Source organism: Rhodococcus sp. IEGM 1409 (assembly GCF_030056735.1).
Classification (GTDB): Bacteria; Actinomycetota; Actinomycetes; order Mycobacteriales; family Mycobacteriaceae; genus Rhodococcus_F.
The window spans coordinates 70863-83300 of the sequence record NZ_JASHKN010000010.1 but is presented as its reverse complement, the minus strand read 5'-3'; the positions used below and the strand labels follow the sequence as shown (position 1 = coordinate 83300).

The 12438-nt window shown below is 63.1% G+C and carries 12 protein-coding genes and 1 tRNA gene; 7 read left to right on the top strand and 6 right to left on the bottom strand.

The genetic code is table 11. From position 1 onward, the window contains the following. Nucleotides 1–54: 54 nt before the first annotated feature. The 3 genes from QM716_RS23325 to QM716_RS23315 all read right to left on the bottom strand — a co-directional run bounded on the left by QM716_RS23325 (nt 55) and on the right by QM716_RS23315 (nt 1987). Nucleotides 55–144 (bottom strand) — tRNA-Ser (locus QM716_RS23325). A 50-nt stretch (nt 145–194) separates the two neighbouring features. Then, entirely contained in the window at nt 195–620 is a 426-nt protein-coding gene (locus tag QM716_RS23320) for a MarR family winged helix-turn-helix transcriptional regulator (protein ID WP_020968140.1), read from the bottom strand. Between the two features lie 128 nt (nt 621–748). Then, the gene (locus QM716_RS23315; RefSeq protein ID WP_283306513.1) at nt 749–1987 is read right to left on the bottom strand and encodes a lactate 2-monooxygenase; all 1239 of its coding nucleotides are present in this window, start codon (nt 1985–1987) and stop codon (nt 749–751) included. Here QM716_RS23315 and QM716_RS23310 point away from each other — a divergent pair. After that, entirely contained in the window at nt 1986–2975 is a 990-nt protein-coding gene (locus tag QM716_RS23310) for an NAD(P)H-quinone oxidoreductase (protein ID WP_283306512.1), read from the top strand. The two genes, QM716_RS23315 and QM716_RS23310, sit on opposite strands and share 2 nt — an antisense overlap. A gap of 15 nt (nt 2976–2990) precedes the next feature. On the opposite strand, the gene QM716_RS23305 is transcribed toward QM716_RS23310, so the two are convergent. After that, complete coding sequence (locus QM716_RS23305; RefSeq protein ID WP_283306511.1) at nt 2991–4193, bottom strand: cysteine desulfurase-like protein; 1203 nt, start codon at nt 4191–4193, stop codon at nt 2991–2993. A 132-nt stretch (nt 4194–4325) separates the two neighbouring features. Here QM716_RS23305 and QM716_RS23300 point away from each other — a divergent pair, with 132 nt between their 5' ends. The 6 genes from QM716_RS23300 to QM716_RS23275 all read left to right on the top strand — a co-directional run bounded on the left by QM716_RS23300 (nt 4326) and on the right by QM716_RS23275 (nt 9656). After that, nucleotides 4326–4895, top strand: coding sequence for a bacterial proteasome activator family protein (locus tag QM716_RS23300; protein ID WP_283306509.1), 570 nt, complete (start codon nt 4326–4328; stop codon nt 4893–4895). A 64-nt stretch (nt 4896–4959) separates the two neighbouring features. Next, nucleotides 4960–5832 (top strand): galactan export ABC transporter permease subunit Wzm/RfbD, encoded by an 873-nt coding sequence (gene wzm / locus QM716_RS23295; RefSeq protein WP_283306508.1) that lies wholly within the window; start codon nt 4960–4962, stop codon nt 5830–5832. A 9-nt stretch (nt 5833–5841) separates the two neighbouring features. After that, the gene (gene wzt / locus QM716_RS23290; RefSeq protein ID WP_283306506.1) at nt 5842–6648 is read left to right on the top strand and encodes a galactan export ABC transporter ATP-binding subunit Wzt/RfbE; all 807 of its coding nucleotides are present in this window, start codon (nt 5842–5844) and stop codon (nt 6646–6648) included. Next, entirely contained in the window at nt 6645–7541 is an 897-nt protein-coding gene (gene glfT1, locus QM716_RS23285) for a galactofuranosyltransferase GlfT1 (RefSeq protein WP_283306505.1), read from the top strand. Before wzt ends, glfT1 begins: the two co-directional genes overlap by 4 nt. A 155-nt stretch (nt 7542–7696) precedes the next feature. Beyond that, on the top strand, nt 7697–8782 hold the full coding sequence (gene rsgA / locus QM716_RS23280) for a ribosome small subunit-dependent GTPase A (RefSeq protein WP_283306503.1): 1086 nt from the start codon (nt 7697–7699) through the stop codon (nt 8780–8782). A 46-nt stretch (nt 8783–8828) separates the two neighbouring features. Further along, entirely contained in the window at nt 8829–9656 is an 828-nt protein-coding gene (locus tag QM716_RS23275) for a TylF/MycF/NovP-related O-methyltransferase (protein WP_283306502.1), read from the top strand. A gap of 3 nt (nt 9657–9659) precedes the next feature. Here QM716_RS23275 and QM716_RS23270 read toward each other — a convergent pair whose 3' ends face one another. Continuing rightward, complete coding sequence (locus tag QM716_RS23270; protein WP_283306501.1) at nt 9660–11534, bottom strand: glycosyltransferase; 1875 nt, start codon at nt 11532–11534, stop codon at nt 9660–9662. A gap of 59 nt (nt 11535–11593) precedes the next feature. Continuing rightward, nucleotides 11594–12403: a glycosyltransferase gene (locus tag QM716_RS23265; protein WP_283306500.1), complete on the bottom strand. Its 810-nt coding sequence runs from the start codon at nt 12401–12403 to the stop codon at nt 11594–11596. Nucleotides 12404–12438 lie beyond the last annotated feature (35 nt).

Here is a 12438-nt window from a genome sequence, read left to right as displayed (position 1 = left end):
AACAGCAAAAAGGCTCTGACCTGGACCGAAGTCCGAGGTCAGAGCCTTTGCTTTTGGCGGAAGCGGAGGGATTTGAACCCCCGGTGGGTTTAACGCCACGCTCGCTTTCAAGGCGAGTGCATTCGGCCGCTCTGCCACGCTTCCGTGGGCGATCCTATCGGGTGTTCCCACGGACCGCGAAAACGGCTCCGGCGTCAGCGCTCGCCGATGGCTTTGTCGACCTTCTCGAAGACGTCTGCCAGCACGTCCAGTTCCTGGGGCGTCAGCAGATCGACCAAGTTGTTCCGCACTCCGGCCACGTGAGTAGGTGCCGCCTCGGCGAGGCGACGCCTGCCCTCTTCCGTGATCCGCGCGAGCACGCCGCGACCGTCTTCGACGCAGGTGTCACGCACGACGATGCCCTGAGATTCCATCCGCCTGATCTGGTGCGTGAGGCGACTCCGCGAAGACAGCACGCCGTCAGCCAGGTCACTCATCCGCAACGACCCGTCAGCTGACTCGGAGAGCATGACCAAAATACGGTAATCGGCCAACGACAGGTCGTGTGAATCCTGCAGTTCGCGGTTGAGAACCTCCATGAGGCGCTGATTACCGTCCATGTAGCCGCGCCATGCACGCATCTCGCATGGCGTCAGCCACGGTGTCTCACCGTGCGCCGCCTGCGATGTCTCCTCGGTTGTCGCTTCAGCTGTCACAGGTTCCAAGTTTAGACCTGTGTCCGCCCGGCACAGTAAGACTCACCCTAAAGTCACGAATTGGACATGAGGATCGAACGATCGATTTCGGCGACCGATGCCAGGCCCGCCAGCCCCATCGTGAGATCCAGGTCGGCCAGGAGACTCCGTAGCGCATGACGCACTCCGTCAGCTCCGGCCAATCCCAACCCGTACACCCACGGCCGCCCGTACAGCACCGCGTCGGCACCCAAGGCCAGAGCTTTGATTACATCTGCGCCACAACGAATTCCGGAGTCCATCAGGATGTCCACCTCATGCCCCACCGCATCAGCGACGGGACCGAGAGCGTCGAGTGCCGAAATCGACCCGTCGACCTGACGCCCACCATGGTTGCTCACCACAATGCCGTTGGCGCCGGCCGCGACGGCCTCACGTGCGTCGTCGGGATGGACAATTCCCTTCACCGCGATCGGAAGTGTCGTCCATTGGCGAAGTTTCGCGATATCCGCGATCCGCACCGCATGATTGCCGAACAACGACACCCACGTCAGAACCGCGATCTGCAGAGCTTCTGCACTCTCCTCGGGAGGCGTCGCCAGTTTTGCGCGGAACACCGGATCCGAAAGGTAGTTGGCAATGCCCTTCGCCTGCAGGAACGGAAGGTGACCGAGTTCGAGATCCCTTGGACGCCAACCCATACCGGGAGTGTCGGCAGTCAGGACAATAGCCTTCGCGCCCGCCGTCTCCGCTCGGCGGACAAACGACTCGGCAAGCTCGTCGTCGGCCGGCCAGTACAGCTGGTACCACCAGTTCTCGCCGGAGGCCGCCGCTACATCTTCGATAGTCGAGGATGCCGCCGTCGAGAGAATCGATCCGATCCCCAACTCGGCAGTGACCGAACCGACCGCAACCTCGGCGTCATCGTGGACCAAGCCGAGCACGCCCACCGGAGCCGTCAGGATCGGTGCGGCCAACCGCGTCCCCAACACCTCGACGCTCAGGTCGCGTGCGTCGGGCGCCGCAGTCCCCCGCAACATGCGCGGCACGATCGCATGCTTGTCGAACGCCCGCAGATTCGACACCGCGGTCCGTTCGGTCGACGCACTACCGGCGATGTACCCGAAAGCCTCCGGTGAGAGTTGCTCGCGCGCGGCATGTTCCAAGCCCGCCGCAGTCATCGGCAAAGCCGGCTTCGCCCCGCTCAGCCCCGTCAGATAGATCTCGTTCTGCATGTTCCCGAAGTAAGTCACGTCCGCGACGGTAGCGGCAAAACACCCGTCAGCGGGGAGATTCGCTAGCGTCGTATCCATGTACGCCATAACGATCGATCAGCCCGGCGGTCCCGAAGTCATGAAATGGGCGCAGCAGCCCGATCCCGAACTGCCTCGCGGGCACGTACTCGTCGAGGTCGCCGCGACCGCGGTCAACCGCGCCGACCTGCTCCAACGTCAAGGCTTCTACCCGCCGCCGCCCGGGGCCAGTGAGATCCTCGGCCTCGAATGCTCGGGTGTGATCACCGAACTCGGCGAAGACGTCACCGGTTGGTCCGTCGGCGACGAAGTCTGCGCATTGCTGGCCGGCGGTGGCTATGCCGAGAAGGTTGCAGTCCCCGCAACACAACTTCTCCCGGTTCCCGCGGGCGTCGATCTCCGGGTCGCCGCGTCCCTGCCGGAAGTTGCGTGCACGGTGTGGTCGAACGTCGTGATGCGCGGAGGTCTACGACGCGGACAGGTCCTCCTCGTCCATGGCGGTGGCGGCGGAATCGGTACCCACGCCATCCAGGTCGGCAAAGCCCTCGGCGCCCGCGTTGCCGTTACCGCGGGTTCGGAAGACAAATTGAACCGCTGCCGCGAATTGGGCGCGGACATTCTGATCAACTACCGCGACAGCGACTTCGTAGCATCACTCGCCGAAGCCACCGACAACCACGGCGCCGACGTGGTTCTGGACAACATGGGAGCGTCGTACCTCGGGCGCAACGTCGACGCACTCGCCATGGACGGCCACGTCGTGATCATCGGAATGCAGGGTGGCCGCAAGGGCGAGGTCGACATCGCCAAGCTGATGGGAAAGCGCGGAAACATCACGTCCACGGGCCTGCGCGGTCGTCCGCTCACCGGCCCTGGCGGTAAAGCGGACATCGTCGCCGACGTCCGCGCGAAGCTGTGGCCGTTGATCGCAGACGGATCGGTTCAACCGATTGTGTCGACCGAACTTCCGATCACCGAAGCGCCATTAGCCCATCAATTGCTGGATTCGCCGGAGACCGTAGGCAAGGTCATCCTCACCGTGAAGTGAGCCGAGCGGGGTCGATCAGCTCAGGGCGCCGAGTTCGGCGACCAGCTGATTGATCTCGTACCGCGTCGTGTACGGCGCAAGGCCGACGGTGACCGCGCCGCCTTCGTCGTTGACACCGAGTGCGTCGAGCAGCCTGGAACCGCCGTGCGTACCGCTGACCGTTGCGATGCGCTTGTCGGCCAGATGCGCCGCGACCTTGTCTGCCGCCATGCCCTCGAGCGTGAAGCTGAGCGTCGGCACCCGCGTGGGTGCGCCGCCGATCACCATCACGTTGGGTAGGGCTGTGAGAGAACGCATGAGGTGATCGAACAGCCCGTCCTGGTAGTTCTGCAGCGAGCTGATCGAGGTCTCCAGTCGCTCGCGCCTGGTTCCGGTTGCCGATTCGTCCAACCCGGCCAGGAAATCGATCGACGACGTGAGCCCGGACAGCAGCGCGAACTGATGACCGCCCACCTCTAGTCGCTCGGCGCCACGCGCATACGGGTTGAGCGACACGGCCGGAATGCGGTCAAGCAATCCGGGATCGCGGAAGACGAGCGCACCCACCTGCGGACCGCCCCACGACGGCGCACTGACGGCGACGATGTCCGCTCCGAGCTCAGTCATGTCCACATGCGCATATGGCGCTGCTCCGACTGCGTCGACCACCATCAGTCCACCGAATTCGTGCAGACGATCAGCTGCGGCACGGACATTCGGAGCCGAACCGACGATCGGCGACGCGGCCGTCAAGGCCACCAACCGCGTGGTCGAGGTGATGAGATCGTTGAACTGCCAACTCGGGAGCTCACACGTTTCGATTTCGACCTCTGCCCATCGCACCTGAGCGCCGTAGCGACTGGCCACGCGAAGCCAGGGTGCAACGTTCGCCTCTTCGTCGAGGCGCGAGAGTACGAGACCGGTGCCGAGGCCCAGACGCGAACTGAGCGATTCGGCGAGCCATGCCAACAACACCGCTCTGTCTGCTCCGAGAACGACTCCCGCAGGATCTCCGCCGACCAGATCGGCGACCGCGGTGCGCGCACTCTCGAGAATGGCAGCACTACGACGGTTCGAGACGTGGCGACCGGAGGAAGAAGACGCAGAGGCACGGAACGCGGTGGAGACCGTTCGCGAGACGGCGTCCGGGATCTGCATTCCGGCCTGCGGATCGAGGTGGATCCAGCCGTCACCGAGTGAGGGAATCAACCCCCGTACGCGGGCAACGTCGTAAGCCATGCTCGACACTCTAGGTGCAGACGCCCGCTTAGTCGAAGGCAGTCACCCAATTACCCGCCAGTACAGTTATTCGATAGCTAACTTTTTGGGGGTTAAGCGGCGTTTGTCGCCCACACACGACAAGATGGAAGCATGACGAACCCCGACAAAGAGCAGGTACTCGTTATCGGACCCGACGGTCGACCCGTCGCGATGCCGGCGGCCGAGGCAGAGGCCGCCACCTCCGGCACGCCCGAAGGCGCGGAATCAGAAGCCGAGTCCGTCGCCGAGATGGTCGAGCAGCCGGCCAAGGTCATGCGAATCGGCACGATGATCAAACAACTCTTGGAGGAAGTGCGCGCCGCGCCGCTCGACGATGCCAGCCGTAAGCGCCTCAAGGACATCCACACGTCGTCCATCCGAGAATTGGAACAGGGCCTGGCACCCGAACTCCGTGAAGAGCTCGAGCGACTGAGCCTCCCGTTCACCGACGACTCCATTCCCTCGGACGCCGAACTGCGAATCGCGCAGGCACAACTCGTCGGCTGGCTCGAAGGACTGTTCCACGGAATTCAAACCGCACTGTTCGCCCAGCAGATGGCAGCGCGCGCTCAGCTCGAACAAATGCGTCAGGGCGCACTGCCTCCCGGCATGAGCATCGGGGCTCCGCATTCACCTGCACATCCGGACCAACAGAGCCCAGGAACCGGCCAGTATCTGTAACCCGGACCACCTCGAAGTCCGCGGGAAATCCGGCGCCGACGCCAGGCCGGTAGGCTCGACCTCCGTGTCAGCATCCGCAATCGAATCCGAGACGCCGGACGCACCTGCGCCCGTGTCCGACTCCCAGACGTTCCGTCGTGCGTTCAAAGACCTTCGCGACGGTCTGAATCAGCGTGAGTTGTGGCTCAGCCTCGGCTGGCAGGACATCAAACAGCGCTACCGCCGGTCGGTGATCGGACCGTTCTGGATCACGATCGCCACCGGCGTCCAGGCCGGTGCGATGGGTCTTCTGTACTCCGCGCTGCTGAACATTCCGCTCAAGGAGTTCCTGCCGTACGTCACGGTCGGGCTGATCGTGTGGAACCTGATCAGTGCGGGCATCCTCGAAGGCTCCGAGGTCTTCATCGCCAACGAGGGCCTGATCAAGCAGTTGCCGTCGGCGCTGAGCGTGCATGTGTACCGACTGGTGTGGCGGCAGGTGCTGTTCTTCGCACACAACTTCGCGATCTACATAGTTCTGTTGTTCGCGTTCAGCATCTGGCAGAACATGAGCTGGACTGCGCTCGCGGCAATACCGGCATTCGTGCTGATCGTCGCGAACACGCTGTGGGTGTCTATCGTCTTCGGCATCTTCTCCACCCGGTACCGCGACATCGCTCCCATCCTGGGCAGCATGACGCTGCTGCTGTTCGTGCTGACACCGATCATGTGGACAACTCAGGCCCTCAAGGACCAGGGTGGGCAAGCCAGCGAGCGAGTCCGGCTCGCCGAACTAAATCCGCTGTACCACTACCTCGAGATCATCCGAGCACCACTCATCGGAGCCGACCAGCAGGCCTACCACTGGTACATCGTCATCGCCTTCACCGTCGTCGGCTGGGCCGTCGCGATCCTGGCACTCCGCAAGTACCGGGCACGCGTGCCCTACTGGGTCTAGAGGAAACACATGAGTCAGCCAGTCAGCATCCACACGCAGAACGCGTGCGTCGACTTCCCGATCTTCGACGCGAAATCCCGCTCGCTCAAGAAGGCTTTCCTCGGCAAAGCCGGAGGATCCATCGGCCGCAACGACTCCGATGTCGTTGTCGTCGAAGCGCTCCGCGACATCACGATGACGCTCAAGGAAGGCGACCGCATCGGGCTCGTGGGCCACAACGGCGCCGGCAAATCCACCCTGCTGCGCCTGCTCTCCGGAATCTACGAACCGACCCGGGGATCCGCCAGCATTCGCGGACGCGTCGCACCCGTCTTCGACCTCGGTGTCGGCATGGACCCGGAGATCTCCGGCTACGAGAACATCATCATCCGTGGCCTGTTCCTCGGTCAGACCCGTAAGCAGATGCTCGCGAAAATGGACGAGATCGCCGACTTCACCGAACTCGGTGAATACCTCTCGATGCCGCTTCGCACCTACTCCACCGGCATGCGCGTTCGCGTTGCCATGGGCGTCGTGACCAGTATCGATCCCGAGATCCTGCTTCTCGACGAGGGCATCGGTGCCGTCGACGCCGAATTCATGAAGAAGGCTCGCATCCGGCTGCAGAAGCTGGTGGAACGCTCCGGCATCCTGGTATTCGCCAGCCACTCCAACGAATTCCTCGCCCAGCTGTGCAACAGCGCGATGTGGATCGACCACGGCCAGATCCGCATGCAAGGCGACATCGAAGACGTCGTGCGCGCCTACGAAGGTGACGACGCCGCCGAACATGTGCGTCACGTCCTCAAGGAAATGGAACGGGAGAACACCCCGTGAGCGCACCCGAGAAAATCATCGGGGTCGTCGTCACGCACAAGCGTCGTGAACTGCTGGCCGAATCCTTGAAGGTCCTCAGCACCCAGTCGCGTCCGCTCGATCATCTGGTTGTCGTCGACAATGCCGACGAAGCTGATGTGAAAGAGCTGGTCGACAGCGCTCCACTGCCGACCAGTTACATCGGTTCTCAGCACAATCTCGGCGGTGCCGGAGGATTTGCTCTGGGCATTCTCTACGCACTTTCGCTCGGCGCCGACCGCGTCTGGCTCGCCGACGACGACGGGCGCCCGGAGGGCCCCGAAGTCCTGGAAACACTGCTCGACTGTGCAATTCGGAACGACTTGGCCGAGGTCTCCCCCGTCGTCTGCGACATCGACAACCCCGACCGCCTCGCTTTCCCACTGCGCCGCGGCACGTCGTGGCGCCGATTGCGTTCCGAACTCGGCGACGAGGATCTCCTGCCCGGTATCGCGTCTCTCTTCAACGGCGCACTGTTCACCGCCGACGCGATCGATGCCGTCGGAGTTCCGGATCTACGCCTGTTCGTCCGCGGCGACGAGGTCGAGGTACACCGTCGCCTCGTGCGTTCCGGCCTGAAGTTCGGTACCTGCCTGCAAACTGCTTACGTCCACCCCAACGGCGCGGACGAGTTCAAGCCGATCCTCGGCGGACGCATGCACACGCAGTACCCCGACAACGACACGAAGCGCTACTTCACGTACCGCAACCGTGGATACATCCTCGCCCAACCGGGAATGCGGAAACTGCTTCCGCAGGAATGGGTTCGGTTCGGCTGGTACTTTCTGATCACACGCCGCGATCCGGCAGGACTGCGCGAGTGGATGCGACTGCGCAAACTCGGCCGGCAAGAAAAGTTCGAACGTCCGAGTTAAATCAGTTGCACAGTCGCGCCCGCGGCTGAGACGATTCTGATCCGACGCATGGTGCGTCCTGAGATTTTCGAGGAGTGAGTATTGATGACTGTCGTGTTCCGCAGTTTCAGCACCGTCAACATTCACACTTCTTCGTACTCGAGGACACAATCACCATGTCGGAAAACAGCACGCCCCTGACCGAATACGGTTGGAACGCAACACTTTCGAACAAATTCACTGCCCTGACTCCACCGGACTCCGTGCCCGGGCGCATTCTTCGCGTCGACCGCGGCCGGTGTGACGTGGCCGTCTCCGAAGGCGCGGTCCGCGCACTCTGGGGCAGCGATCCACGGTGTACCGGCCCACTGTGCACGGGTGACTGGGTGGCCGTGGCCGAGATACGGGACTCACGCGAACCCGAGATGCACACGGTCACTTCGATACTCCCCCGATCGAGCAGCATCGTTCGGTCCTCGGCATCCGGGAAATCGGAAGGCCAGATTCTGGCGGCAAATGTCGATACCGTCGTCATCGCCACGGCTTCGGACGGCGACGTCGATCTCGGGCGCATCGAGCGACTACTCGCACTCACCTGGGAGAGCGGCGCAACACCTGTCGTCGTACTCACCAAATCCGATGCAGCTCAATATATCTCCGAAACTCTCGCCGAAGTCTCCGCCATTGCGCCCGGCGCAACAGTGCTGGCTGTCAGTGCCGAGACCAACGAAGGAATGGATGTACTCGATGCAGTTCTGGACGGCACCGTGGCGATACTCGGTCCATCCGGCGCCGGTAAGTCGACGCTCGCGAACGCCCTCCTCGCAGAGACCGCCGGCAACAACCGACTCGAGACCGGTCGCGTTCGGGCCGGCGACGGAAAGGGACGCCACACCACCGTCACCAGAGAGTTGATCCCCTTCTCCGGCGACCGGACGCTGATCGACACACCCGGCCTGCGAGGGGTTGGCATGTGGAACGCTGCGGAGGGGATCGACAAGACGTTCCCCGAGATCGAGGAGCTGATTGCAGAGTGCCGATTCTCCGATTGCGCACACAACTCCGAGCCGGGATGCGCAGTCCTGGGCGCACTCGGGCGTGGCGATGTCGACGAGCGGAGGCTCGCGAGCTACCGGAAACTACAGCGAGAGAACGCGTGGAATGCCGCGCGAAGCGATGCTCGCCTGCAGGCAGAGAGGACGCGGGAGATCAAGGTGATCTCCCGACAACTCAAGAGTCACTACCGCGGTCGAGACCGCTAGCGAAGAAAGCCTGGCAGCATGGGGGTGATCCCGACGAGAGGTTGCCATGTTCGAGCAGTTCCGTTCCAGCGCCAGGACCAAGCTTCAGCGTGCGGTATCCGAGGTGGTCGAGGCCTCAGATCGGCGCAACGCAGATCGCACGCAGCAGATCCTCGATGCGCTGACGCTCTCACGTGACGAACTGGCCGGGGCCCGCGGTGATATCGCGGGCCTCCGGTCCAGGATCGACGAGTTGGAATTTCGTCAACGGCGGGATCTGGCCTACGCCGTGGACCTCGAAGCGACGGCATCGACTGCCGAGTTCATCCTCGAACACCTTCGAGTCGCCGAGACATTCGGCCACCCACACGACACGCTGCGCCATGCACTGGGCTTGATCGAAATACCTGGCATGGCACTCGAATTCGGCGTTGCCAGCGGAACCACACTCAGGATCGTCGCGGAGGCATTCACCGAACGCGAGGGAACCGTCGCGGGTTTCGACGTGTTCTCCGGCCTTCCGCAAACGTGGCGGACCGGGTTCCCGGTCGGCGAGTTCGCTCAGGAATCCATTCCCGAAGTACCTGGGGCGCAACTTGTTCCGGGCCTCTTCGAGCACACATTGCCCGCGTTCCTGAACGACGAACCCGGCCCCGTGGCCTTCCTCCACCTCGACGCCGACCTCTACTCGTCCACCAAGACGGTGCTCGATCTCCTTGGCGACCGACTGGTACCCGGGTCGATCGTCGTCTTCGACGAGTTCTTCAACTATCCCGGGTGGCAGCAGCACGAGTACCGGGCGTGGACGGAGTTCGTCACACGCACCGGCATCTCGTTCGAATACCTGGGGTACACCGTCGACAACGAGCAGGTCATCGTCAAGATAGTGCGTTAAGGCTCACTTCTCGTACAGGCGAGCCCAGTTCTCCCGGCTGGTGAGCTGCGGGAATTCCCGAGCGAATGCCTCAGCAACACTTGGCGCTTCGGCGAGGAACCTCTTCATCACGCCGGCGAGGCGGCCGCTCATCTCGGCGGCCTTCTCGCTGTCGAAGCGGCGTTCACGCACGCCTCCCTGCGAAGCATCGGTGACGAAGACGTGATCGAAACGTCCGACGTGCCACCACTGCGCGTCTTCGTACGAGATCGCCACCGGACCCCGTTCGAGGTGGTTACGCGCCTGCGTCACAGCACGTTTCGCGAGAACGAGGTCTGTCCACAGACCAGGTTTCGGGCTCGGCGCAACGCGACGGATCGGCAGCCTTCCCGGCAGCTCCGACGCGGGGCGAGTTACCGTCTCGGGGAAGCGCTTACGCTCCTGGTTGATCGCGGCAAGCGCCTTCTGCCCACCATCCGCCAAACCTGCCGGCCCCTCGAGGAATCCCTCGATCGCCCGGAGTTGCGTGTGCGCAAGGCCGTACTGCAAACCCACGATCGAATGCGAAATGTCCCGGGAGAGCTGCTTCGCGAGAGTTTTGGGTGCAAACCCCGGGTCGAGCGAAGCGGTGATGAGTCCGTTGCGCGTACTGAAGTAGTGCGCAAAACCGTCGACGTCCTTCCAGTAGAAGTCCGCATGCCACACAGCAGCCGAAGGCAACGTGATGGTGGGAATCCCGGCCCGCCCGGCCCGCAAGCTGTACTCGACGTCGTCCCACTGGAAGAAAACCGGCAGTGGCAATCCGATCCGCTCGATGGCTTCAGCAGGGATCAGGCAAGACCACCAGCCGTTGTATTCGGCATCCACGCGACGTTCCGGCAGCTTCTCGAGCACACTCCGGTTGCGAACACCGTGCTCGTCGGTCGGTACACCACGCTGCAGGGTGCCCAGATCGACGCGTTCACCCGAAGCCAACAGGAAGTCGGGGTTGAACAGGAAGAGCATCTGGGCGCCGATCAAAGCCGGCTCCGTCGTCATGTTCGCGAACGCACTCAGTCGAAGAACCGATTCGGGCTCGCACAGAATGTCATCGTCCATCAAGATCACGTCGGCGTGCGGTCCGGCCGCCGACGCTTCGTACAGGCCCCGCGTGAATCCGCCAGCACCACCCAGGTTCGCCTGCCGCAGATACTGCAACCGCGAACCGAACTTCTTCGACACTTCCTGGAACAGCTCACGGCTCTCGACCGGATCCGTTCCCTGATCGACGACGTACAGAGCGTCGAGCAACGCGAGTACACGCTCGTCGGACGCGAGGGCCTCGACCGTGCGTGCGCAGTCGTCCGCACGATTGAACGTGCAGATCGCCACGGCTACCGGGCGAATCGACTCCGGCGAGGCGACGGTCCATTCCACGTCGTCGACTACCGCGCCGCCACCCTGCGCTTCGAACTGCAGCCACAGCGCCCCGCCGTCGACGAAGGTATCGAGCGGGGCGGTCATGGACACTCGTTCGTCGCCGGTCACGACGACGTTCGTCACGATCCGGCGGTGACCACCGATGTCCGAGGCCTGGATTTGGATGCGGCAAGCGGTATCGGCCACAACGTGCGCGGTGACGGTGACCTCGGTGACGTTGGTCCAGCGCTGCCAGTAGCTGGCCGGAAATCGACCGAAGAAGGTGTTGGTGTGTGCGACGGCCCCCGGTTGAAGCCGCAACTCGAACCGCGATCGCGTCGACATTCCGACCTTGGTCACCGCATACAGTTCGTCACTGGCGACAGGCGAAGTTCCGGTGAACAACGTCCGCTGCGCCAACAGACGATCCGACGTCGCGCTGCGTTCGATCAACTCGACTTCGGAATCGGACTGGTCATCGGTCGTGTTCACGGTATCCACGCCCCGCAGGGTATCGCGAATCCGCACCTCGGCGCCCCGGGCACCGAGTCACACCAGATTTACCCGCGATTACTCACTGCAGCGGCGGCCTGCAGCTCGGTCTTTCGCCGGCGAAGCGACAACAAACCCTTCGCCATCTGGATCACGTCCTTGGGCGAGATACGGCTCGCATGTGCCAGATGATCGTCACTGAGTCGGATCGGGACCTCGACCGGGCGCACCCCGGCCAATTCGAGCGCGTAGTCCAATTCGGTGGTGAAAAGGAAACCACGCTCGGTCAACGAGGGTGCGATTCGACGCAGCAAAACGCCGTCGACGATAAAAGTTCCCTGAGGGTCGCCCGTGCGGGTGCCCAGCACCACCCGTCGCAGCGTCGCAAATCCACCCGTCATCACCGAACGCAACAAGCCCCGTTCCACCTCTGAGTCCGAATGAGCCTTCGAACCGATGACCACGGGCGGGACGGACCCTAGGTCCGCCATCACGCGGTCGGCCCCTTCGATGTCACCGAAACCGAACGGAAGATCGTCCGCAGTGAGCAACACGCGCCGTCCACGAGAAGCAAGCGTCCCGGCGCGAAGCGCTGCACCCATTCCTTTGTCGCTGCTCATCGGACGGAAATTCACTCCCGGCCACGACCAGGAAGCCGCCAGAGCGGCACATACATCGGCAGTGTTGTCCGTCGAACCGTTCTCCACGACGATGATCTCGACTTGCCCGGTGCTCTCGGCCGGGCGGCTGGTGAAGTACTCGGCGAATTGACGCACCGTCGACTCCAGCACCTCGGCTGAGTTGTATGCGGGGATGATCACCGAGAGTTCCGGCGTAGCTGATTCCCCACGAACGGGTTCCGTCCGCGATATCGCCACGTCCCGATCTCCTTACTTCCCCGACTGCAGTTCGA

What these genes read in the sequence shown, in the direction of transcription:
- QM716_RS23315 (WP_283306513.1), bottom strand. Translation starts at nt 1,987, where the DNA reads ATGGATACGACGCTAGCGAATCTCCCCGCTGACGGGTGTTTTGCCGCT.
- wzt (WP_283306506.1), top strand. Translation starts at nt 5,842, where the DNA reads ATGAGTCAGCCAGTCAGCATCCACACGCAGAACGCGTGCGTCGACTTC.
- QM716_RS23300 (WP_283306509.1), top strand. Translation starts at nt 4,326, where the DNA reads ATGACGAACCCCGACAAAGAGCAGGTACTCGTTATCGGACCCGACGGT.
- QM716_RS23310 (WP_283306512.1), top strand. Translation starts at nt 1,986, where the DNA reads ATGTACGCCATAACGATCGATCAGCCCGGCGGTCCCGAAGTCATGAAA.
- QM716_RS23305 (WP_283306511.1), bottom strand. Translation starts at nt 4,193, where the DNA reads ATGGCTTACGACGTTGCCCGCGTACGGGGGTTGATTCCCTCACTCGGT.
- QM716_RS23275 (WP_283306502.1), top strand. Translation starts at nt 8,829, where the DNA reads ATGTTCGAGCAGTTCCGTTCCAGCGCCAGGACCAAGCTTCAGCGTGCG.
- QM716_RS23320 (WP_020968140.1), bottom strand. Translation starts at nt 620, where the DNA reads ATGCGTGCATGGCGCGGCTACATGGACGGTAATCAGCGCCTCATGGAG.
- rsgA (WP_283306503.1), top strand. Translation starts at nt 7,697, where the DNA reads ATGTCGGAAAACAGCACGCCCCTGACCGAATACGGTTGGAACGCAACA.